Source organism: Streptomyces sp. NPDC045678, from assembly GCF_056432085.1.
This window is the reverse complement of the sequence record NZ_JBWKJS010000006.1, coordinates 90,205-110,989: the sequence shown is the minus strand read 5'-3', so window position 1 is coordinate 110,989 and position 20,785 is coordinate 90,205. Positions and strand designations below refer to the sequence as shown.

Below are 20,785 nucleotides of genomic sequence, written 5' to 3'. Positions count from 1 at the left end.
TGGGCTTTCCGGGGGCTACTTCCCGCTGACCGGCGCCTTCTGCGACGTCCCGGACTCCGCCTCCGCGTCGCTCTCCGGGTCCTTGAAGTCGACCTTGCGCATGTGCTTGTTCATCGACTTCATGAGGCCCCACACGGCCAGCGCCATCACCGCGAAGACGATGAACCCGAGGACGCCGGGCGTCACCTTGTCGTCGTCGACCTCCTTGGCAAGAGGGACGAGATGCGTCATTGCCAGATGTACGTTCACGCTAGGCATTGTCGCGGATGCCCGCAAAGAGGTCGTCCTCGGGGAGGGAAGTATCGACGAGCGACTTCGCGAGCTCGTACTCCTCCGTGGGCCAGACCTCCTTCTGGATCTCCATCGGCACCCGGAACCAGCCGCCGTCGGGGTCGATCTGGGTGGCGTGCGCGATCAGGGCCCTGTCGCGGGTCTCGAAGAAGTCGGCACACGGAACGTGCGTGGTCAGGGTGCGCTCGACCCGCTCGAACTCGTCCCAGCGCTTGAGCCAGTCCCCGTAGGGCGACTCCAGGCCGCGGTCGAGCATCGCGTGGTGCAGCGCCTCGGTGCGCGGGCGGTTGAAGCCCTGGTTGTAGTAGAGCTTCTGCGGCTGGAAGACCGGGCCGAACTCGCTCTCGGGGTACTTCTCGGGGTCCGCGGCGCCGTCGAACGCCACCATCGTGATCTTGTGGGTCATGATGTGGTCGGGGTGCGGGTACCCGCCGTTCTCGTCGTAGGTCGTGATGACCTGCGGGCGGAAGGAGCGGATCTGCCGGACCAGCTCGCCGGCCGCCTTGTCCACGTCCTCCAGGGCGAAGCAGCCCTCGGGCAGCGGCGGCAGCGGGTCGCCCTCGGGCAGGCCGGAGTCGACGAAGCCGAGCCAGTCCTGCTTGACGCCGAGGATCTCGCGGGCCTTGTCCATCTCCTTCCTGCGCACCTCGTGGATGTTCTCCTGGATGTAGGTGTCACCCTGGAGCTTCGGGTTGAGGATGTCGCCGCGCTCCCCGCCCGTGCAGGTCACGACGTGCACGTCCACCCCTTCGGCCACGTACTTGGCCATGGTGGCCGCGCCCTTGCTCGACTCGTCGTCGGGGTGGGCGTGTACGGCCATCAGTCGCAGCTGCTCAGTCAAGACTCGATCCTCAAGGTATTGGGCGCCCTCGTGATTCCGGCGCATCAGGCGGCTTCTATAGTGACGGAACCGGGGGGCGGAAAATTCCGGCATCCCCTGTTCCTGGAGGACGATCATGGCGGCGGCGGGCTCGAAGCTTCCCGAGGGGCACGCACAGGGGCTTCCCGAGGGAGTTCCCGAGGGGCGGTACGGCCGCTCGCGCACGGCCGACGAAGCCGCCGACCGCAAGCTGAAGATCGTCGGCTCGGTGCTCGGCGTCGTGCTGCTCGGCGTCGTCGGCTGGTTCGGGTACGACTACATCAACGGCGCGAAGCTCAGCGGCGAGGTCATCAAGTTCGACGTCGTCTCGGACCACGCCGTCGAGGCCCACCTGGAGGTCCGCAAGGACACCGACGCCAAGGGCTACTGCACCCTGCGCTCGCAGGCCGAGTCGGGCGACGAGGTGGGCCGCGCGGACTTCCGCTTCGACCGGCACACGGACCGCATCGACCGCGTCGTCACCCTCCGCACGACGAAGAAGGCCACCAGCGTCGAGCTGCTGGGCTGCCACTCCGACTGAAGTCGGGCAGCTTTACCGCGCTCACCTGCGTTGACGCAAATCTGACCGCTTATGTCCTCCCCCTTCGGCGCCTGAATTGTTAGGCTCGTGGTTTCGCCCACCCGAGAAGGAACATTCTTCTGGGTAGGGCGATGCTTTGTATTCCCAGTACCTACGAGGAGCACCTGTGACCCAGACCAGCGACAACGTCACCTGGCTGACCCAGGAGGCGTACGACAAGCTCAAGGAAGAGCTTGAGTACCTGTCTGGTCCCGCGCGCACCGAGATCGCGGCGAAGATCGCGGCAGCGCGTGAGGAGGGCGACCTGCGTGAGAACGGCGGGTACCACGCGGCCAAGGAGGAGCAGGGCAAGCAGGAGCTCCGCGTCCGCCAGCTGACCCAGCTCCTGGAGCACGCGCGGGTCGGCGAGGCCCCGGCCGACGACGGCGTCGTCGAGCCCGGCATGGTCGTCACCATCGCCTTCGACGGCGACGAGGACGACACGTTGACGTTCCTGCTCGCCTCCCGCGAATACGCGAGCGCGGACATCGAGACGTACTCGCCGCAGTCCCCGCTGGGCACCGGCGTGAACAGCAAGCGGGTGGGCGAGGACGCGCAGTACGAACTGCCGAACGGCAAGTTCGCCTCCGTCAAGATCCTCGCCGCCAAGCCCTACGCGGGCTGACCCGGCTTCTCGGACCTGTGAAGGCCCCGGTGCGTACCGCACCGGGGCCTTCACCTTTCGGGGGGACCGTTGCTCAACCGTGCGCCGAGCGGTACTTGCGGACCGCCAGCGTGCGGAAGAGCAGGATGATCAGGACCGAGTAGATCAGCGAGGCCCAGACCGGGTGCTGCATGGGCCAGGCGTCGGACGGCGACACCCCCGGGTTGCCGAAGAGCTGGCGGCAGGCCTGGACGATGGCGCTGAAGGGGTTCCAGTCGGCGACGTGCCGCAGCCAGGGCGTCATCTGGCTGGAGTCCACGAACGCGTTCGAGATGAACGTGACGGGGAAGAGCCAGATGATGCCTCCCGACGTGGCCGCCTCGGGGGTGCGGACGGAGAGGCCGATGAGCGCGCCGATCCAGGTGAACGCGTACCCGAGCAGGAGCAGGAGTCCGAAGCCCGCCAGGATCCTTCCCGCGTTGGTCGGTTCCGCGGAGCCCGTCCGCCAGCCGACGAGCAGCGCCACGACCGCGAGGACGACGAGGGTGATGGCGGTCTGTACGAGGTCGGCGACCGTGCGTCCGGTCAGGACCGCGCCGCGCGCCATGGGCAGCGAGCGGAAGCGGTCGACCAGACCCTTCTGCATGTCGTCGGCGATGCCCGCCGCCGAGCCCGCCGTGGCGAAGGTGACGGTCTGCGCGAAGATGCCCGCCATCAGGAAGTCTTTGTAGACATCGGGATCGGTGCTGTCGCCGATCTTCATGGACCCGCCGAAGACGTACGTGAACAGGACCACGAACATCACCGGCTGGATGACCCCGAACAGGACCATCTCAGGGATCCGGGACATCCGAATCAGGTTCCTGCGGGCGATGACCAGGGAGTCCCGCACGGACTGACCGATGCCGCCGGTGGGCCGGGGCGCCAGGGACTGCCTCGTGTCCGTCGCAGTGCTCACTTGTCGGCCTCCTTCTTGCGCTTGGCGGCGGTCGCGCCCTTGGACTTGGCGTCGGCGCCGTCTCCGTCGGTCTCGTCCGCGGCTTCGGCGACGTGCCCGGTGAGGGAGATGAAGACGTCGTCGAGGGTCGGGCGGCGCAGGCCGATGTCGTCGATCTCTATGCCGCGGGCGTCCAGTTCGCGGATGACCTCGGCGAGCAGCTTGGCGCCGCCGGTGACGGGGACGGTCAGCTTGCGGGTGTGCTCGGCGACGGCGACCTCGCCCTTGCCGAAGCCGCGCAGGACCTCGGAGGCGGTGGCGATGTGCTCGCGGTCGTGCACGACGACCTCGACGCGTTCGCCGCCGGTCTGGGCCTTGAGCTGGTCGGAGGTGCCGCGGGCGATGACACGGCCGTGGTCGACGACGCAGATGTCGTGCGCGAGGTGGTCGGCCTCTTCGAGGTACTGCGTGGTGAGGAGCAGCGTCGTGCCGCCCGAGACCAGTTCCTGGATGACCTCCCACAGCTGCTGGCGGTTGCGCGGGTCGAGGCCGGTGGTCGGCTCGTCCATGAACATCACCGGGGGCGATACGACGAGTGCCGCGGCGAGGTCGAGGCGGCGGCGCATGCCGCCGGAGTACGTCTTGGAGGGGCGGTCGGCGGCGTCGGTGAGGTTGAACCGGTCGAGCAGTTCGGCCGCCCGCGCCTTCGCCTCCTTGGCCCGCATCTGGTAGAGCTGACCGACCATCTGCAAGTTCTCACGGCCCGTCAGATACTCGTCCACGGCCGCGAATTGGCCGGAGAGGCCGATGGAGCGCCGGACCTCGTTGGGGTGTTTCAGTACGTCGATGCCCGCGACGACCGCCTTGCCGCTGTCGGGTGTGAGCAGCGTCGTCAGGCAGCGGACCGCCGTGGTCTTCCCCGCGCCGTTCGGGCCGAGCAGGCCGAGCACGGTGCCTTCCGGGACATCCAGATCGACGCCGTCCAGAGCCCGTACGTCACCGAAGGTCTTCACCAGACCTTCGGCATAGATGGCGCCTGGCATGTGGGTTCTCCCCTGGTGTGGATTGCTTCGGGTGAAGTTCCTACGCAAAAGCTTAGATTTGCCGGACTTTCGACGCCCGGCGGCAGGGCACGGGTGTCGCGTGACAGGTCACAGGTGACGAGGAGCACACCATAACGCGATACATCGCGTCGGCTCACCTGTTTTTCCAAAGTCATACGTGCGCGGCGGCGTCGCCTCAGTCGATGACCGTGTAACCCGCCGCCCGCAGCGCCGTGCCCACCTCGACGCAGTGCTCCGGGCCCTTGGTCTCCACCTGCAGCTCCACCTCGGCCTCGGTCAGCCCGAGCCGGGGATCCGTGCGCACGTGGCTCACGTCGAGGACGTTCGCGTCCACCTCCGACAGGACGCCGAGGAGCGTGGCCAGGGCGCCCGGCCGGTCCGTCAGACGCAGCCGCAGGGAGAGGTAGCGGCCGGCCGCCGCCATGCCGTGGCGCAGGATGCGCTGCATCAGGAGCGGATCCACGTTGCCGCCCGAGAGGAGTGCCACCACCGGGCCCTCGAACGCCTTCGGGTCGCTCATCAGGGCCGCGACCGGACTGGCTCCGGCCGGCTCGACGACCATCTTGGCGCGCTCCAGGCAGAGCAGAAGCGCGCTGGAGAGCTCGTCCTCGGAGACCGTGACGACGTCGTCGACGAGATCCTCGACGAGCCGGAACGGCACGTCGCCGGGGCGGCCCACCTTGATGCCGTCGGCCATCGTCGCCGGATTCTTGATCGACACCGGGTGGCCCGCGGCCAGTGACGGCGGGTAGGCCGCGGCCCCCGCCGCCTGTACGCCGATCACCTTCACGTCCGGGCGCATCGCCTTCACCGCGACGGCGATGCCCGCCACGAGCCCGCCGCCCCCGATGCCCACGACGAGGGTGCGCACCTCGGGGCACTGCTCCAGGACCTCCAGGCCGACCGTGCCCTGCCCCGCGATGATGTCGGCGTGGTCGAAGGGGTGGATGAAGACCGCGCCCGTCCGGTACGCGTACTCCTGCGCGGCGGCCAGCGTCTCGTCGACCACCTGGCCGTGCAGCCGCACCTCCGCTCCGTACTCGCGCGTCGCGGCGACCTTGGGCAGTGGCGCACCGGCGGGCATGAACACGGTGGAGCGCACGCCGAGGAGCGAGGAGGCGAGCGCCACGCCCTGGGCGTGGTTGCCCGCACTGGCGGCGACCACTCCGGCGGCCCGCTCCTCGGGGAGCAGGCCCGCGATCCGTACGTACGCGCCGCGCAGCTTGAACGAACCCGTCCGCTGCAGGTTCTCGCACTTGAGGTGCACGGGGGCGCCGACCAGCCCGGACAGGTACCTGCTGCCCTCCAGCGCCGTCATCCGGGCCACTCCGGAGAGCATCTTCTGCGCACCGCGCACGTCGTCGAGGGTCACCGTGCGGAGGGGCTTCGGCAAGGAGTGCGGCGTGCGGTAGCTCATGACGGCAAGTCTCGCAGCCGACGCCCGAGTCCTCCTGGGACGACCAAGGAACGAGACCGTTCTCGCGTGGGTTTGCGCAGCGCAGGTACGGTACGCGCCGCGGCCGCGTACCCTGGCCCCCAACCCATCGCCCTCGCATGAAGTGAGCCCCCGGCCATGCCCACAACTCCGGACATGACGACCGCCAGCGATCCCGCCCTTCTGGACAGCCTGCAACATCAGGTGGCGGTCTTCGCCCGCCGCGCGGAGCAGACCCGTCTCGGCGGCGTCGGCCAGGTCCGCAACTCCATGGACCGCGCCGCGTATCTGCTGCTCAACCGCCTCGACAAGGAGGGGCCGATGGGCGTCAAGGCCCTCGCGGCGAGCATGGGCATCGACTCCTCGACGGTGACCCGGCAGGTCGCGCCGCTCGTCGACACCGGCCTCGTCAAGCGCACCTCGCACCCCGAGGACGGGCGCGCCGTGGTGCTCCAGCTGTCGCCGCGCGGCCAGGCCAGACTCGACGAGGTCCGCTCCTCGCGGCGCGAGCTGATGGCCGAGCTGACGCAGGACTGGGACCCGGCGGAGCGCGAGAGCTTCTGTGCGCTCCTCACACGCTTCAATTCCGCCCTCTCCGCGCGGCAGACGTCACAGACGGCACCCGTGGGAGAGGTTTCGGCCACTCCGGAGTCTTGACCCCGGCCCTGCCTCTGGCCTCATATGAGACCGGGACCCCCCTTCCTTCCGGCCGGGAGGTGCGGTGCGAGAACGGCAGGCGCTCCAGAGCGCCCGCCGTGCCCGGGAGTTCGAGGCGTTCGTCGCGGGCGCGGCAGGGCGGCTCCTGCATGCCGCGACGCTGCTCACCGCCGAGCCCCCCGACGACAACCCGCGCGCGCGTGTCCTGCTGACCGCGGCGCTGGCCCACACGTACGCGTCGTGGGACCGGCTGCGCGGCGAGGACCCGTACGACCGCACCCGCCAGCAGGTCGCCCTGCGCTTCGGACGAGCGGCCTGGCGACGCCACCGCGGCCACGGCGGGGTCCTGGGCCTGCTGAGCCCCCAGGAGCGGCTGATTCTCGTGCTGCGCATGTACGAGGGGGTGGCGGAGGAGCAGACGGCTGCGCTCCTCGGGCTGCCCGCCGAGCGGGTCCGGGTGATCTGCGCCCGCGCGATCGCGACGGTGCTGCACCCGCCGCGCGGACCCGCGCCGTCCCGGGCCCTGAGCGGGGCGGCCCCGTCATGAGCCAGTACGAGCGCAAGGAAGAGGCGATCCGGCGGATCCTGGAAGGCACGACGCCCGTTGTGCCGCCCGAACTCCTCGACGACGCGGTACGGCGCGGCAGCCGGGCGCTGCGGCGCCGTACGGCGGTGCGGCGGGCGTTGTGGACGCTGCTGTTCGTCGCCGCGGTGGCGTTCGTCGTGTGGGCGTCCGTCACCCGGCCGTGGGTGGAGCCGCCGACCGACACGACTCCACCCCTGACGCGCTGGTGACCGGCGCCGGGGCTAGCCCAGGGCCTGCTGCAGGTCGGCGACGAGGTCGTCCGCCGACTCGATGCCCACGGAGAGCCGCACGAGGTCCCCGGGAACCTCCAGGGCGGAGCCCACCACGGAGGCGTGCGTCATGCGGCCCGGGTGCTCGATCAGGGACTCGACACCGCCCAGGGACTCGCCCAGGGTGAACAGCTCGGCCCGGTTGCAGACCTCGACGGCCGCCTCCTCGCCGCCCTCGACCCGGAACGACACCATGCCGCCGAAGGACCGCATCTGCTTGGCGGCGACCTCGTGACCGGGGTGCTCAGGAAGGCCCGGGTAGAGAACGCTGCTCACGCGCGCGTGGCGGGTCAGCATCTCGGTGACCTTCGTGGCGTTCTCGCTGTGCCGGTCCATGCGCACCGCGAGGGTCTTGATGCCGCGCAGCACCAGCCAGGCGTCGAAGGGCCCGGCGACGGCGCCCATCGCGTTCTGGTGGTACGCCAACTCCTCGCCGAGCTCCGCGTCGTTGACGACGAGCGCCCCGCCGACGACGTCCGAGTGGCCGCCCATGTACTTCGTCATGGAGTGCACGACGACGTCCGCGCCGAGCGCGAGGGGCTGCTGGAGGTAGGGGCTCGCGAAGGTGTTGTCGACGACGAGACGCACGCCGGCCTCGCGGGCGATCTGCGCGACCGCGGTGATGTCGGTGATGCCGAGCAGCGGGTTGGAGGGGGTCTCCACCCAGATCGCCTTCGTGCGGTCGGTCAGCGCGGCGCGCACCGCCTCCGGGTCGGAGGTGTCGGCCACCGACCACTCCACGCCCCACCGCGAGACGACCTTGGCGAAGAGCCGGAAGGTGCCGCCGTACGCGTCATTGGGGATGACGACGTGATCACCGGGGCTGAGCAGCGTACGGAGGAGGCAGTCCTCGGCCGCGAGACCGGACGCGAAGGCGAGTCCGCGGCGGCCGCCCTCCAGTGCGGCCAGGTTCTCTTCGAGGGCGGTCCTCGTCGGGTTGGCGCTGCGGCTGTACTCGTAGCCGCCGCGCAGCCCGCCGACGCCGTCCTGCTTGTAGGTCGAGACCTGGTAGATGGGCGGGACGACGGCGCCGGTCAGGGGGTCGGCGGTGTTGCCCGCGTGGATGGCCACGGTTTCGAAGCTCTGCGTGCTGTGCGAGTCACTCATGCGGCCTGAGCGTAGTGCGCGCACCGGCCCTTCTGCCGGGTCGGTCCGGGTACGTCCCGGCAGGTTGGCCAATTGTCCGACGCGTCTGGTTCGCTTGTCTCATGGAGATTCTCTGGTTCCTGTTCGCGGTGATCATGATCGGTGCGGTCCTGGGGCCCGTACTGCTGCGCAGGCGCGGCGGAATCCGGCAGGTGGCCCCCGGCTCCCCGGACGCCGCGGACCCGGCCGATTACGGCTTCCTCCGCCAGGAGGAGCTGGACATCCGCATGCCCGGACCGGACGCGGATCTCCTCGAGGTGCTCGACCTGGTGCAGCGCACGCAGGAGTGGAAGGCCGCCTCGCAGCTGCTCGCCGGCACGGAGACGCACGGCGAGCGGCGCTGGCAGCGCGTGCAGGCCTTCGCCGGCGCGGCCTCGCTGGAGCTGCAGCGGCGGCCCGGCGGCGTCAGCGACAGCCCGGGCGGGCAGTGGCTGCGGGTGTGGCGTGCCGAGACGCCCAAGGACGCGGGCGGCGCGGCGGTGCACGCGGAGTTCCTCGTGCAGCAGGCGTGGCGCACGGCGGAGCAGGGGACGGACGAGTTCCGGATCATCCTGGAGGAGGCGAAGGAGGCGTGCGCGCAGGCCGCGCTGCTCTCCCCCGGCGATCCCGTCCCGTACATCATCGAGCTCTCCATCGCGCGCGGACTCGCGTACTCCCGCGAGGAGTTCGAGCAGCTGTGGCTGAAGATCCTGGACCGTGCGCCCGCGCACATGGGCGCGCACCTCGCGGCGCTGCACTACTGGTGCGAGAAGTGGCACGGCTCGCGCGATCTGGCGTATGGCTTCGCGGAGGCCGCGGCGGCCCGCGCGCCCCGCGGCTCCCTGCTCGCGGCGCTCCCCCTCTTCGCCGTCTACGAGCACCTGCCCGAGGTCAACCTCGTGCGCGGGTTCTACGAGAGCGAGGTCGTCACCAAGGCCGTCGAGGGTGCGCTGTTCGCGGTGCACTCCGCGCGCGCGGACGACCCGATGCTGGCGCACGTCCGGCACCTCCTGGTCTTCTTCCTGGTGCGCTGCCAGCGCTGGTCTGAGGCGATGAACCAGCTGGTGCACGTGGACGGCCACGTGGGGGCGCTGCCCTGGACGCTCTCCGAGGACCCCGCTTCGGACTACGCGGTGTACCGCGCGCTGGCGGTCGCGGGGTACGAGGCGAACGGCGGCAGCCCGGCGACGCTCCCGCACTGAGCACGGCCGCCCCGGCGGCGCGACCGCCCGGCCGGAATGCGTCACCCCTTCCCTACGTTGACGGGGTAGACCCCAGTCACGCACGAGGAGAGACCGCATGATCTTCGGCCGCACGCCCGAGCTCCCCACCGCCGAGCAGGCCCTCAAGGGCCGGGCGACCCCGGAATTCGAGGTCCCCTCGCACCACGCGGTCCTCGGCAACCCGCTGCTCGGCCCCTACCCCGAGGGCCTGGAGGTCGCGGACTTCGCCCTTGGCTGCTTCTGGGGTGCGGAGCGCAAGTTCTGGCAGACCGAGGGCGTCTGGACGACGTACGTCGGCTACCAGGGCGGTTACACGGAAAACCCCTCCTACGAAGAGGTGTGCTCCGGCCTGACCGGCCACACGGAGGCGGTCCGCGTCGTCTTCGACCCGTCCAAGGTCACGTACGCCGAGCTCCTGAAGCTGTTCTGGGAGTCCCACAACCCCACGCAGGGCTTCCGCCAGGGCAACGACGTCGGCACGCAGTACCGCTCGGCGATCTACACGCACTCCCCCGAGCAGGAGGAGACGGCGAAGGCGTCCCTGGCGGCGTACCAGCGGGTCCTGACGGCCTCGGGCCACGGCACGATCACGACGACGGTCCTCCCGGCGGCGGACCGCACGTTCTGGCCGGCGGAGGCATACCACCAGCAATACCTGGACAAGAACCCCGACGGCTACTGCGGCATCGGCGGCACGGGCGTCTCCTGCCCGATCGGCGTGGCCCGGGCCGACGGCTGACCCCAGGCAGCGGTCCGCATCGGCACCCTCAGTCGACCCCGAGGTCACGTCGCATCACGCGGCGCAGTTCCGCGACGGCCGCGTCGTTCGCCGCCTCGAGTTCCTCGTAGGCCTCGCTGTCGGCCGTCACACCTTCGAGGACGCGGTCCCGTGTCGTTCGCAGGGCGATGAAGGCGGATCTGGCGGCCGCGACGACGTGGGGCGGGGCGGTGATCGCCAGTTGGTGGCGGATCTCGTAGGCGCCCGGCGCCAGGAAGCGGTCGCGTACCTCGCGCGCGTGCTCCGCGCTGCCCGGCCGGGGGCCGTCCGTGGCCCGCGCCGCTTCGTGCAGCGCCGTGCGGACGCGGGAGAGGGCCGCGGTGTACTCGGCGTAGAGCTGGCGCCGTGTCGCCGTCTCGCGTTCCCGGCTCTCGCGTCGCCACCGGCTCCGGTCGGCCAGGAGCGTGGCGCCGACGCCGATTCCCGCGCCCAGCAGCGTACTCACCGGCGACAGCCACTCCATGAGGCCAGGACCTTATCGCCCCCGCCCCTCTGCCCTCAGCGAATCTGCCACGGGCCGAGATTTCTGACAGGTGCCTTCGGCGCGGGCAACAGTGAGGGCGGAGCGGGGCGTTGGGCTTCGTTCCGGGGACTTGGGAGGCGTCATGGGAGTACGGGGCAGGGAGCGGGACGTGCGGGGTGAGGACGGGGACACCGCTCCGTCGCGGTTCGACGATCACCTCGCCGCGCAGCTGCTCAACCAGCGGATCGTGATGCTCGGGACGCAGGTCGACGAGGTGTCCGCCAACCGCGTGTGCGCGCAGATGCTGTTGCTGTCCGCGGAGGACCCGAAGACCGACATCAGTCTGTACATCAACAGCCCCGGCGGGTCCGTCACCGCCGGACTCGCCATCTACGACACCATGCGGCTCATCCCGAACGACGTGGCCACGCTGGCCATGGGTTTCGCCGCGAGCATGGGGCAGTTCCTGCTCAGCGTCGGCACGCACGGCAAGCGGTTCGCGCTGCCCAACGCGCGGATCATGATGCACCAGCCCTCCGCCGGCATCGGCGGCACCACCGCGGACATCGCCATTCAGGCCGAGAACCTGGAGTTCACGAAGCGGACCATCGAGCGGCTCACCGCCGAGCACACCGGGCAGAGCGAGGAGACGGTCTCGCGGGACGGCGACCGTGACCGGTGGTTCACCGCGGAGCAGGCCAAGGAGTACGGGATGGTCGACCACGTGGTCGCGTCGCTGGAGGACGTGCGGCCCGCGGGGTCGAAGCGCCGTATCGGGCTCGGAATCTGAGGAGGGGGACGAAGCGATGAGCCAGTACACCATTCCCACCGTCGTCGAGCGCACTCCGCAGGGCGGCGAGCGGGCGTACGACGTCTACAGCCGGCTGCTGTCGGAACGGATCATCTTCCTCGGGACGGAGATCGACGACGGAGTCGCCAACGTCGTCATCGCGCAGCTGCTGCACCTCGAGTCGTCCGCCCCGGAGCGCGAGGTCTCCATCTACATCAACTCGCCCGGCGGATCCTTCACTTCGCTCATGGCCATCTACGACACGATGAGCTTCATCACCGCGCCCATCTCGACGTTCTGTGTCGGCCAGGCCGCGTCGACGGCCGCCGTGCTGCTCGCCGGCGGCGACCCGGGACGGCGGTTCGTGCTGGACCACGCGCGCGTGCTGCTCGGCCAGCCCGCGAGCCGCGGCCGGCAGGGGACCGTGTCCGACCTCAGTCTGCAGGCCAAGGAGATGGTCAGGATCCGGTCCCAGGTGGAGGAGGTGCTCGCCCACCACACGCACCACGACGTCGCGACGCTCCGCGCCGACATGGACCGCGACAAGGTCTTCACCGCGCAGGAGGCGGTGGCGTACGGGCTCGCGGACCAGGTGCTCAGCAGGCGGGTCCTGCCCGCCGCCGCCTGAGCGACGGCGGGCACGGCCCGCCCACGAGGCCGTCAAGCCGCCAGGCGGACCTCGCCCTGGAACGACGCCCTGGCCGACCTCGCGCGGGGAAGGCCGGCCAGGCGCGTCTGGGCCAGGGAGAGGAGGTCGGGCAAGCCCAGGCCCAGTGCGCGGGCGGCGGCCGCGAGGACCTCGGACGAGGCCTCCTTGCGGCCGCGCTCCAGCTCGGAGAGGTAGGGCATGGAGATCCGGGCGGCGTCCGCCACGTCCTTCAACGTGCGCTCCTGGGCGAGGCGCTCGCTGCGCAGGACGTCGCCGACGACGTCGCGCCAGAGGGGTTCCTTCTTCCCCGTGGGCCGGGCAGAGGTCGGCGCCGCGGTCGCCGCCGCGGTCGGCGTCGCCTTCACCGGGCGCAGGTGGATGACGCGGGCTTCGTTCGCCTTCTGGCGCTCTTGGTTGCTCACCGCCCCAGCGTAGGAGCCATACGGCCGTCGGCGCAGGGTGGAGCGTTCCGCCTCCCGCGAAATCGGCCGCGTCACTTCTGCGACGTCGGAGACGAGCCCACCGCCGACGCGTCCCGGCCCCAGCTGGCGAGCAGCCGCAGGCCCTGGGCCGACGCCGAGTCCGGCTCCGCGTGGTACATCAGCAGGGACTGGTCGCAGTCGTCCGGGAGCCGCAGCGTCTCGAAGGACAGCGTCAGGTCGCCCACCAGCGGGTGGTGCATGTGCTTGACGCCGTGCCCCTTCTCGCGGACGTCGTGCGTCGCCCACAGGCTCCTGAACTCCTCGCTCTTCACGGAGAGTTCGCCGACCAGGGAGGACAGCTCGGGGTCGTTGGGGTAGCAGCCCGCATCCATGCGCAGGTAACTGACGATGTCCGACGCCTTCTGCTCCCAGTTCACGAACAGGTCCCGCGAGCGCGGGTCGAGGAAGCAGATGCGCGCCCAGTTCCGGTCGGCCGGCACGAGCTCGCCCCAGTCGCCGAAGAGCGCCGCGGCGAGCGCGTTCCAGCCGAGGATGTCCGTGCGGCGGCCCACCACGTACGCGGGCACGGACTGGATGGAGTCGAGGAGCTGTTGCAGCGCGGGCCGCATGTGCTGCTGGCGCGCCGCCCGCTTCTTCTTGAGCGTCTTCGGCTTCGCGAGCCGCGTGAGGTGGGCGTGCTCGGCGTCGGTCAGGCGCAGGGCACGCGCGATGGCGTCGAGCACCTCGCCGGAGACGTTGCGGCCGTTGCCCTGTTCGAGCCGGGTGTAGTAGGCGACGGAGACCCCGGCGAGCTGGGCGAGCTCCTCGCGGCGCAGGCCGGGCACCCTGCGGTGCCGTCCGAAGTTCGGCAGGCCGACGTCCTGGGGCTGCAGCCGCGCCCTGCGGGTGCGCAGGAATTCGCTCAGCTCCGCCCGACTGTCGAGGAGCGCGGGGTTCTCGTCCATGTTTCCAGTATCCAGGCTCGCAGGCCGGTATCCAGGGGCGTATGCCCGGGAGCCTGTCCCCGCCAGTGGTAGGCACAGTGGTCGTAGGCAGAACGGGTGTCTGGGTGACACCGCAGGTCGGTGGCAGCCTCGATGACATGACTGAGCAGATCACCACTGTTTCCGCCTACGCCGCTCCCGCCCCCGAGGCGCCCCTGGAGCGGACCACCGTGCCGCGCCGCGCCGTCGGCGAGTTCGACGTCCTGATCGACATCAAGTACGCCGGTATCTGCCACTCGGACATCCACCAGGCCCGCGACGGCTGGGGCGAGGGCATCTACCCGATGGTGCCCGGCCACGAGATCGCCGGTGTCGTCACCGAGGTCGGCCCCGGTGTCACCAGGTTCACCGTGGGTGACCGCGTCGGGGTCGGCTGCATGGTCGACTCCTGCCGCGAGTGCGAGAACTGCAAGGCGGGCCTCGAGCAGTACTGCGTGCGGGGCAACGTCCCGACGTACAACGGGCTCGGCAAGGACGGCGAGCCGACCTACGGCGGCTACTCCACGCACATCGTCGTGGACGAGGCGTTCACCGTCCGCATCCCCGACGGGCTCTCCCTCGACGTGGCCGCGCCGCTGCTGTGCGCCGGCATCACCACGTACTCCCCGCTCAAGCGCTGGAACGCGGGCCCCGGCAGGAAGGTCGCCGTGGTGGGCCTCGGCGGTCTCGGTCACATGGCCGTCAAGATCGCGCACGCCATGGGCGCCGAGGTGACCGTGCTCTCGCAGTCCCTGCGCAAGAAGGACGACGGCCTGCGTCTTGGCGCCGAGCACTACTACGCGACCAGCGACGAGGCCACCTTCGAGCAGCTCGCGGGCTCCTTCGACGTGATCCTCTCGACGGTGTCCGCGCCGCTCCCGCTGGACAAGTACCTGGGCCTGCTGCGCTCGGAGGGCGCCTTTGTGAACGTCGGCGCCCCGGAGGAGCCGGTCTCCCTCAACCTCTTCTCGGTGATCGCCGGCGGCAAGACCCTCGCGGGCTCCATGATCGGCGGCATCCAGGAGACCCAGGAGATGCTGGACTTCTGCGCGGCGCACGGGCTCGGCTCGGAGATCGAGCTGATCCGTGCCGACCAGATCAACGAGGCGTACGAGCGGGTCCTCGCCAGCGACGTGCGCTACCGCTTCGTGATCGACACCGAGACGATCTGACGCGTCCGCGGCCTGGTCCTAGGCCCTACGACGCACCACGGCGGGCCCGGCGACCGATACGTCGCCGGGCCCGGGGGTCCTACCGTGGTTCCCGGAACCGGACAACGGCAGGACCGGCAGACCGGGAGGTCGCACGATGTCGATCGAGCTCAACCACACCATCGTCTCGGCACGGGACAAGAAGGCGTCCGCACAGTTCCTCGCGGACATCCTCGGCCTGAAGGTGGGCCCCCAGTACGGCCCCTTCATCCCGGTGGAGATCCCCAACGGCGTGACCCTCGACTACTACGACGGCGACAGCGGCCCGTTCGTGCCCCAGCACTACGCCTTCCTCGTCTCCGAGGACGAGTTCGACGAGATCTTCGGCCGCATCAAGAGCCGCGGCCTCCCCTACTGGGCCGACCCGTACCACCGGCGCGCCAACGAGACCAACACGAACGACGGCGGCCGCGGCGTCTACTGGGATGATCCGGACGGCCACAACCTGGAGATCATCACCAGGCCGTACGGCGCCGGGGGCTGAGCCGCCCCCGACGCCGTCAGGCGTCAACGCGTGGGTGCCGTTACTTCGCGTAGAACGCGTTGTAGATCGACAGCGTCGACTTGTTGCCCTTCTTGTCCGCGATCTTGGCGTGGAACGAGATCGCCTTGTTCTTCGCGGGGTTCTTCACGGAGATCTTGCCGTTGGTGACCGTGGCCTTCTTCCAGGTCTGGCCGTAGTCGTAGGAGACGTACACGGCAAGGGACTTGAGGTTCGATCCTGCGGCCGCGCCCTGGACCGTCACCGGCACGGACTGCTTCACGTCGGCCTTCACCCGGCTGTCCAGGCCGGTCTTCGCACCGAACCGGACCGTGGAGACCGGCAGCTTCGCCTCGTCGACCTTCTTGGAGCGGAAGCTGAAGCTCGCGTCGACGCGCGTGGAGGCCGCGCCCACCTTGACGCTGCGCTTCACGGACGTCGACAGCTTGTACGCGGCGTCGGCCGACGGCACCTTGAACGGCTTCTCGCCGGTCAGCGGGTCGGTGTTCTCGCCGATCTGCGTGCCGTTGCGGGTCAGCGTCGTCTTCACCGACGTGTAGAGCGAGTAGCCCGAGTGGTTCTGGCCGTCGGCGAAGACGGGGAGACTGCCCACGATCTCGTTGCCGCGCCGGTGGACGCCGTACGCGCCGCCGATGCGCGGGCCGAAGACAGCCGTGTTGAACGTCTTCTCGTAGGTCGCGCCCGGCTTGAAGGTCTGCGCGGCACCCAGCGTGTAGGCGGCCTCAAGAGTCGGCCACGCGTCCGGGTCGGACGGGTCCGGCGGACCGTTCTGCTCGAACTCCAGGCCCCACTTGACCTTGTCGCCCGTGGACACGTACAGCCTGCGCTCGGTCGGCAGCTTCGTCGGCACGCTGACGGACCAGCCGCCGCTGACGGCGGGCAGTTCGCCGGAGGCGCGCAGCGAGCCCGTCTTGCCGCTCGCGGCCGCGCCGAGCCCGGCCTTGACCGTGGCCAGGTCGGCCGCCTTGTAGTGCTTGGTGTAACCGGTGGCGACGTGCTTCACCGCGCCGCCGGAGAGCACGTTGTACTCGGTGTTGTCGCCCTTGGTCCAGACGGCGGGCCATGTCTGGCTGAGCTTGACGCCGGTCGGGGCGGCACCGATGGCGCCGGTGCGGAAGTTCTTGTACTCGTCCATCAGCCAGCCGAAGCCGGCGGCAAAGTCCGGCGTCTCGACCGTGTAGTCGGGAGCGGCGAGGACACCCTTGAGGTCGGTCGCGGGCACGGTGATGTCGACCGGCTTGGCCGTCCGCGCGTCCACCGTCACCGTGGTGTTCTTGGTGACGTCCACCTTCGGCTTGGCGAGCCAGTCGAGGCCCTTGCCGAGGTCCGCGAGGTCAACGGCGACGTTCGCGTCGAGGACGTAACTGCCCTTGGGCACGCGGAGCTTGACGGTGCCGGACGGGTCGTACCGGCTCAGGTCCGTGCCCCTGGCGCCGCCGGTGAGGCCGACGAACGAGTCCATGTAGTGCTTCGTCGGCTGGCCGTCACGGCCGAGGTGCTTGACCGTGACGTCGTACGACTCCACCTCGCGGTCGACCGCCGCCGCGGTGCGCACGGACTGGCCGCCGCCCTCCGCCACGACGTACGCGGAGTACGAGCCGTCGACCGTGCCGCCCAGCTTGGAGTCGGCCGTCAGGTCGACGGAGGTGGTGCCGCCCGCGGGGACGGTGACCTTCTTCGCGCCGAGGGTGAAGAAGCCGGCGGGGGCGGGACGGCCCTTCGGGTCGGTGGCGGACACGGTCAGGTCGAGGGTGACCTCGTCCTTGCCGAGGTTCCGGTAGGTGACCTTCTTGGTGACCGGCTTGTCGTCGGTGTGCGGCCACTGCTGCGTGCCGAAGCTCACCGACACCGGGTCGGCGATCACGGTCTGCTTGATGGCCCTGTCGACGGCGATGCGTCCCGAACCCTGCTGGAACGCGGTGTAGTTGCCGCCCTTGGTGGAGCCGGTGAGCGCGCCCTTCAGCTCCGTGTACTTCCAGTCCGGGTGCTGCTGCTTGAGCAGGGCGGCGGCGCCCGCGGCGTGCGGGGTCGCCATCGACGTACCGGAGATCGTCAGATAGCCCTCGGGGTTCTGGCCGACCTCCTTCTCGATGACCGAGCCGGGTGCCGCGGCGGCCGTGATGTCCACGCCGGGCGCGGTCACGTCGGGCTTGATCGCGCCGTCACCGACCCGCGGGCCCTGGCTGGAGAAGTCCGCCAGCTTGTCGTTGTCGTCGACCGCGCCGACGGTGAGGGCGGCGTCCGCGCTGCCCGGCGAGCCGACCGAACCGGGCGCGCCGTCGTTGCCCGCGGCGATCGCGAAGAGGATGCCCTTGTCCTTGGAGACCTTGTCGACCTGCGCTTCGAGCGGGTCGATGCCGGGGGCGTCGGAGCCGCCGAGGCTCAGGTTGACGACGTCGGCGCCCTCGGATGCCGCCCAGTCCATGGCGGCGATGATGCCGGAGTCCTCGCCGTAGCCGTCGTCGCCGAGGACCTTGCCGTTGAGGATCTTGGCGCCGGGTGCGACGCCCTTGAACTTCCCGCCGGACTTGGCGCCCGTGCCGGCCGCGATGGACGCGACGTGCGTGCCGTGGCCGTAGCGGTCCTTGGCGTCGGCGGACTCCGTGAAGTTCCGCTCCGCGATCACCTGGTCCTTGAGGTCCGGGTGGGTGGCGTCGACGCCGGTGTCCAGGACGGCGATCTTGACGCCCTTGCCGTCGTACCCGGCGGCCCACGCCTTGTCTGCGCCGATCTGCTTGACGCTCTTGTCGAGGCTCGCCTTGCGGACGCCGTCGAACCAGACGTGACTGATGCCGGACGCCGCGGTGCGGGCGGTTCCCTTGCCGCTGGTGAGCGCGGCCCACAGGTCGCCCGCGTCCTGCTTCGGCGTGCTGACCGCGTCCGCGTTCAGCGCCTTCAGGCTCCTGCGGACGGTGGTGTCACCGGCGCCGCGGACGTCGGCCTTGGCCGCGGCGGCCGAGCCCTTGTAGCCGACGATGACCTTGAGGGCCTTCTTCTGCGCCGCACGGTTGCGCTTCTTGTTCAGCTCCGTGACGTCGAAAAGGCGCTGGTCGAGAGTGCCGTCGGCGATCAGTCGCTGCGCGTCGGCGGGTATCAGCAGCGTGTGTCCGCCGCTGCGCCGCACCTGTACGGGTATGTGTTCCCGGCCCTTGGCGCGGTCCATTCCGACCACGCGGCCTTCGGCGTCGAGGACGGCACGGTCACCGGTGATCAGCGTGACGCGGTCCTTGCCCGCGCCCTTGCCGAGCCCGCCCTCCGCCGCGACCGGATGTCCTGCGGATGCCGGGTCCGCGGCCGCGGGGCTGGTCATGCCCGCCGCGAGGGCCACGGCGACCGCCGCGGCGATACTGGCTCCGCACGCTCTCTTCACTTGTCTGTGCAAGTCTCCCCCTGGAGGTTAAGGGGCTACGGCCCCTCGGACGACGAAGTATGCCGAGGGGCGAACACGCGCTCAATAGCGGGACAGAAGTACAGAGTTGAGGCTGTCCGAATTTCATGACGCCTTAACGACAATTGGCCGGATCCGGCCAATTCGGGAATACGGACCGTCGCCTTCCCGATTTCCCCGCGCCGCAATGGACGCAGCCGTGTGAGTGCCGCGGCCGCGCGCTCGGGTGACGTACGCGGGCCCGCGGTTGCCGCCCGCCCCCGCAGTGGAACGACAAGCGCCATGATCCCGACGCCCTCTTCGCGCCCCCGCGGCTCGATCCGGCTGGCCTGCCTCTGTGCCGCCGCCCTCACCCTGTCCACGGCCGCAGCGGTGGCCGAACCCCATCCGTCGGGCCCGCGCCCGTCCGCGAACGAGAAGGACGTCCTGCGGGAGCGCACCGTCGCCCTCGACGTCGCCGACTACCAGTGGCTGTGCGCGTCCGGCGGCTTCGGCCGGGCCACCGAGCACGCCCTCGACCTCTTCCGCGGCGTGCGGATCACCCTCGTCCAGGACGGCCGCTCGGCGGACGGGGACACCGTCACGTGGTCCGGTCACGTCAAGGGGGCGCCCGACCAGCAGGCGGTGATCTCGGCGAGCCACGTGTGCCGGCCCGCGAAGAGCACCCGTCCCGCCGTGGAGACCCGTCCCGTCCGGCGCGGGCCCGTCGTCGACGCCATGATCGACCTGGGCACGCGCACGTACCACCTCACCACCCTGCCCGGCGAGCGCCCGCGCCTGCGGATCACGGAGGAGGACCCGGGCGCGCGCCGCCGCCCCGCCGCCGACAATGGCGCCCTCGACGACCGCGCCGCCCGCGACCTGCACGACTCCCTCACGCATCGCGACCCGGCCGATCCGGCCGCCCCGGTCGTCATCGACGTCCTCGCCGGGTACACGCCTCCCGCGGTACGCCGCGTCGGCGGCGAGCCGGCGATGGCGGCCCGCATCCGGATGGCCGAGTCCTACATGAACCAGGCCCTGGCGGACAGCAACGTCGCGGCCAGGATCGACATCGTCGACACGTACGACACCGGGTACAGCGGCGACCAGACGGCCGCCGACATGCTCGAGAAGCTCTCCGACCCGCGGGACCGGGAGCTGGGCGCGACCGCGCACCGCAAGCGCGACGAGCTCGGCGTCGACCTGGTCACCGTCGTCAACGACGTCCCCGTCGGCTCGTCGGGCCAGGCCAGCCTGCCCACGAAGGGCCAGTTCGACGACGAGCTCGCGTACTCGGCCGTCGACGTCCAGTCCCTCAGCGAGTGGTACAACCTCGGGCACGAACTCGGCCACAATCTGGGCCTGTTCCACGACCGCATCACACTCGACCGGCAGGCGGCCCCGGGCAGCTACAGCGAGCTCCTCAACTCCCCCAGCGGCACCGGATGGATCACCCCGCGCCGCGACCACCACACCGTGATGGCGTACGCGCAGAGCTGCGGGAAACCCTGCAAGCCCGTCAACCAGTACTCGAACACCGAGAACAGCGTCGAAGGCCAGCCCCTGGGCGACGAGAACAACAACAACGCCGCGCTGGCCCGCAGGTCCGCCCCCGTCGTCGCGGGCTACCGCACGCTGAAGGCGACCCGCGCCCGGCACCGGCTCACGCTCGACGCGAGCCCGAACGGCACGGTACGTCCCACCGTCTACGGGCCCTACACCCCCGGCACCACGGTGGGCGTCACGGCGAAACCCGCCGCCGGCTACCGCGTCAGCGCCTGGATCGTCGACGGCAAGCGGCATGAGATCACTGACGAGAACGTGACGATGACGATGGACCGCCCGTACAAGGTCAGCGCGGTCTTCACGCCGGCCGGGGCGTGAGAGCCGGGTACGGAAGCGGGGGGGGGGGGGGGGGGGGGGGGGGGGGGGGGGGGGGGGGGGGGGGGGGGGGGGGGGGGGGGGGGGGGGGTGGGTCGATCACCTA

The 20,785-nt window shown here is 70.5% G+C and carries 22 protein-coding genes; 12 read left to right on the top strand and 10 right to left on the bottom strand.

Features of this window, described 5'->3' with window-relative positions; translation table 11 throughout:
- Positions 1-15: 15 nt before the first annotated feature.
- Both AC07DO_RS21745 and mca read right to left on the bottom strand, forming a co-directional pair.
- The gene (locus AC07DO_RS21745; RefSeq protein ID WP_479062459.1) at positions 16-231 is read right to left on the bottom strand and encodes a hypothetical protein; all 216 of its coding nucleotides are present in this window, start codon (positions 229-231) and stop codon (positions 16-18) included.
- Between the two features lie 19 nt (positions 232-250).
- The gene (gene mca / locus AC07DO_RS21740; RefSeq protein ID WP_409237939.1) at positions 251-1,132 is read right to left on the bottom strand and encodes a mycothiol conjugate amidase Mca; all 882 of its coding nucleotides are present in this window, start codon (positions 1,130-1,132) and stop codon (positions 251-253) included.
- A 115-nt stretch (positions 1,133-1,247) separates the two neighbouring features.
- Between mca and AC07DO_RS21735 the strand changes: the two genes are divergently transcribed.
- Positions 1,248-1,691, top strand: a complete 444-nt coding sequence (locus AC07DO_RS21735; protein ID WP_479061798.1) for a DUF4307 domain-containing protein — start codon at positions 1,248-1,250, stop codon at positions 1,689-1,691.
- 166 nt (positions 1,692-1,857) lie between these two features.
- Positions 1,858-2,355 carry a transcription elongation factor GreA gene (greA, locus tag AC07DO_RS21730; RefSeq protein ID WP_479061796.1) on the top strand — a complete coding sequence of 166 codons (498 nt, stop codon included), beginning with the start codon at positions 1,858-1,860 and terminating at the stop codon, positions 2,353-2,355.
- 73 nt (positions 2,356-2,428) lie between these two features.
- On the opposite strand, the gene AC07DO_RS21725 is transcribed toward greA, so the two are convergent.
- From AC07DO_RS21725 to ilvA, 3 genes are all read right to left on the bottom strand, one after another.
- The gene (locus AC07DO_RS21725) at positions 2,429-3,292 is read right to left on the bottom strand and encodes an ABC transporter permease (RefSeq protein WP_479061794.1); all 864 of its coding nucleotides are present in this window, start codon (positions 3,290-3,292) and stop codon (positions 2,429-2,431) included.
- Positions 3,289-4,314 (bottom strand): ATP-binding cassette domain-containing protein, encoded by a 1,026-nt coding sequence (locus AC07DO_RS21720; protein WP_479061793.1) that lies wholly within the window; start codon positions 4,312-4,314, stop codon positions 3,289-3,291. The genes AC07DO_RS21725 and AC07DO_RS21720 overlap by 4 nt, the downstream gene beginning before the upstream one ends.
- Before the next feature lie 196 nt (positions 4,315-4,510).
- Positions 4,511-5,752 carry a threonine ammonia-lyase gene (gene ilvA, locus AC07DO_RS21715; RefSeq protein WP_479061792.1) on the bottom strand — a complete coding sequence of 414 codons (1,242 nt, stop codon included), beginning with the start codon at positions 5,750-5,752 and terminating at the stop codon, positions 4,511-4,513.
- Between the two features lie 156 nt (positions 5,753-5,908).
- Between ilvA and AC07DO_RS21710 the strand changes: the two genes are divergently transcribed.
- The 3 genes from AC07DO_RS21710 to AC07DO_RS21700 all read left to right on the top strand — a co-directional run bounded on the left by AC07DO_RS21710 (position 5,909) and on the right by AC07DO_RS21700 (position 7,222).
- Complete coding sequence (locus tag AC07DO_RS21710) at positions 5,909-6,427, top strand: MarR family winged helix-turn-helix transcriptional regulator (RefSeq protein WP_471425242.1); 519 nt, start codon at positions 5,909-5,911, stop codon at positions 6,425-6,427.
- Positions 6,428-6,491: 64 nt separating this feature from the next.
- Positions 6,492-6,974: a sigma factor-like helix-turn-helix DNA-binding protein gene (locus tag AC07DO_RS21705; protein ID WP_479061790.1), complete on the top strand. Its 483-nt coding sequence runs from the start codon at positions 6,492-6,494 to the stop codon at positions 6,972-6,974.
- Positions 6,971-7,222 (top strand): hypothetical protein, encoded by a 252-nt coding sequence (locus AC07DO_RS21700; protein WP_479061789.1) that lies wholly within the window; start codon positions 6,971-6,973, stop codon positions 7,220-7,222. Before AC07DO_RS21705 ends, AC07DO_RS21700 begins: the two co-directional genes overlap by 4 nt.
- Positions 7,223-7,234: 12 nt before the next feature.
- On the opposite strand, the gene AC07DO_RS21695 is transcribed toward AC07DO_RS21700, so the two are convergent.
- Complete coding sequence (locus AC07DO_RS21695; protein ID WP_479061787.1) at positions 7,235-8,389, bottom strand: cystathionine gamma-synthase; 1,155 nt, start codon at positions 8,387-8,389, stop codon at positions 7,235-7,237.
- Between the two features lie 101 nt (positions 8,390-8,490).
- On the opposite strand from AC07DO_RS21695, the gene AC07DO_RS21690 reads away from it, so the two are divergent.
- Together AC07DO_RS21690 and msrA are read left to right on the top strand one after the other, a co-directional pair.
- Positions 8,491-9,609, top strand: a complete 1,119-nt coding sequence (locus AC07DO_RS21690) for a hypothetical protein (protein WP_479061785.1) — start codon at positions 8,491-8,493, stop codon at positions 9,607-9,609.
- A gap of 97 nt (positions 9,610-9,706) precedes the next feature.
- Positions 9,707-10,369, top strand: coding sequence for a peptide-methionine (S)-S-oxide reductase MsrA (gene msrA / locus AC07DO_RS21685; protein WP_479061783.1), 663 nt, complete (start codon positions 9,707-9,709; stop codon positions 10,367-10,369).
- 28 nt (positions 10,370-10,397) lie between these two features.
- Here the strand turns inward: msrA and AC07DO_RS21680 are convergent, their stop codons facing one another.
- On the bottom strand, positions 10,398-10,853 hold the full coding sequence (locus AC07DO_RS21680) for a hypothetical protein (RefSeq protein WP_479061781.1): 456 nt from the start codon (positions 10,851-10,853) through the stop codon (positions 10,398-10,400).
- Between the two features lie 160 nt (positions 10,854-11,013).
- On the opposite strand from AC07DO_RS21680, the gene AC07DO_RS21675 reads away from it, so the two are divergent.
- Both AC07DO_RS21675 and AC07DO_RS21670 read left to right on the top strand, forming a co-directional pair.
- A complete protein-coding gene (locus AC07DO_RS21675; RefSeq protein WP_479061780.1) occupies positions 11,014-11,661 on the top strand; it encodes a ClpP family protease in 648 nt (215 codons plus the stop codon).
- Positions 11,543-12,289, top strand: a complete 747-nt coding sequence (locus AC07DO_RS21670; RefSeq protein ID WP_479061779.1) for a ClpP family protease — start codon at positions 11,543-11,545, stop codon at positions 12,287-12,289. The genes AC07DO_RS21675 and AC07DO_RS21670 overlap by 119 nt, the downstream gene beginning before the upstream one ends.
- A 32-nt stretch (positions 12,290-12,321) precedes the next feature.
- Here AC07DO_RS21670 and AC07DO_RS21665 read toward each other — a convergent pair whose 3' ends face one another.
- Both AC07DO_RS21665 and AC07DO_RS21660 read right to left on the bottom strand, forming a co-directional pair.
- The gene (locus tag AC07DO_RS21665) at positions 12,322-12,732 is read right to left on the bottom strand and encodes a helix-turn-helix domain-containing protein (RefSeq protein ID WP_479061777.1); all 411 of its coding nucleotides are present in this window, start codon (positions 12,730-12,732) and stop codon (positions 12,322-12,324) included.
- A gap of 71 nt (positions 12,733-12,803) precedes the next feature.
- Complete coding sequence (locus AC07DO_RS21660) at positions 12,804-13,697, bottom strand: helix-turn-helix transcriptional regulator (RefSeq protein WP_479061775.1); 894 nt, start codon at positions 13,695-13,697, stop codon at positions 12,804-12,806.
- Positions 13,698-13,834: 137 nt separating this feature from the next.
- On the opposite strand from AC07DO_RS21660, the gene AC07DO_RS21655 reads away from it, so the two are divergent.
- Positions 13,835-14,887 (top strand): NAD(P)-dependent alcohol dehydrogenase, encoded by a 1,053-nt coding sequence (locus tag AC07DO_RS21655; RefSeq protein ID WP_479061774.1) that lies wholly within the window; start codon positions 13,835-13,837, stop codon positions 14,885-14,887.
- A 136-nt stretch (positions 14,888-15,023) separates the two neighbouring features.
- Entirely contained in the window at positions 15,024-15,410 is a 387-nt protein-coding gene (locus AC07DO_RS21650; RefSeq protein ID WP_479061773.1) for a VOC family protein, read from the top strand.
- 40 nt (positions 15,411-15,450) lie between these two features.
- Here AC07DO_RS21650 and AC07DO_RS21645 read toward each other — a convergent pair whose 3' ends face one another.
- Complete coding sequence (locus tag AC07DO_RS21645) at positions 15,451-18,810, bottom strand: S8 family peptidase (RefSeq protein ID WP_479061772.1); 3,360 nt, start codon at positions 18,808-18,810, stop codon at positions 15,451-15,453.
- Positions 18,811-19,098: 288 nt separating this feature from the next.
- Between AC07DO_RS21645 and AC07DO_RS21640 the strand changes: the two genes are divergently transcribed.
- Positions 19,099-20,682, top strand: a complete 1,584-nt coding sequence (locus tag AC07DO_RS21640; RefSeq protein ID WP_479061770.1) for an InlB B-repeat-containing protein — start codon at positions 19,099-19,101, stop codon at positions 20,680-20,682.
- Positions 20,683-20,785: the final 103 nt, after the last annotated feature.

Excerpts from the sequence above, each read along its gene's own strand:
- AC07DO_RS21745 (WP_479062459.1), bottom strand. The coding sequence starts at position 231 with ATGACGCATCTCGTCCCTCTTGCCAAGGAGGTCGACGACGACAAGGTG.
- AC07DO_RS21735 (WP_479061798.1), top strand. The coding sequence starts at position 1,248 with ATGGCGGCGGCGGGCTCGAAGCTTCCCGAGGGGCACGCACAGGGGCTT.
- AC07DO_RS21720 (WP_479061793.1), bottom strand. The coding sequence starts at position 4,314 with ATGCCAGGCGCCATCTATGCCGAAGGTCTGGTGAAGACCTTCGGTGAC.
- ilvA (WP_479061792.1), bottom strand. The coding sequence starts at position 5,752 with ATGAGCTACCGCACGCCGCACTCCTTGCCGAAGCCCCTCCGCACGGTG.
- AC07DO_RS21710 (WP_471425242.1), top strand. The coding sequence starts at position 5,909 with ATGCCCACAACTCCGGACATGACGACCGCCAGCGATCCCGCCCTTCTG.
- AC07DO_RS21700 (WP_479061789.1), top strand. The coding sequence starts at position 6,971 with ATGAGCCAGTACGAGCGCAAGGAAGAGGCGATCCGGCGGATCCTGGAA.
- AC07DO_RS21695 (WP_479061787.1), bottom strand. The coding sequence starts at position 8,389 with ATGAGTGACTCGCACAGCACGCAGAGCTTCGAAACCGTGGCCATCCAC.
- AC07DO_RS21690 (WP_479061785.1), top strand. The coding sequence starts at position 8,491 with ATGGAGATTCTCTGGTTCCTGTTCGCGGTGATCATGATCGGTGCGGTC.
- msrA (WP_479061783.1), top strand. The coding sequence starts at position 9,707 with ATGATCTTCGGCCGCACGCCCGAGCTCCCCACCGCCGAGCAGGCCCTC.
- AC07DO_RS21675 (WP_479061780.1), top strand. The coding sequence starts at position 11,014 with ATGGGAGTACGGGGCAGGGAGCGGGACGTGCGGGGTGAGGACGGGGAC.
- AC07DO_RS21660 (WP_479061775.1), bottom strand. The coding sequence starts at position 13,697 with ATGGACGAGAACCCCGCGCTCCTCGACAGTCGGGCGGAGCTGAGCGAA.
- AC07DO_RS21655 (WP_479061774.1), top strand. The coding sequence starts at position 13,835 with ATGACTGAGCAGATCACCACTGTTTCCGCCTACGCCGCTCCCGCCCCC.
- AC07DO_RS21650 (WP_479061773.1), top strand. The coding sequence starts at position 15,024 with ATGTCGATCGAGCTCAACCACACCATCGTCTCGGCACGGGACAAGAAG.
- AC07DO_RS21640 (WP_479061770.1), top strand. The coding sequence starts at position 19,099 with ATGATCCCGACGCCCTCTTCGCGCCCCCGCGGCTCGATCCGGCTGGCC.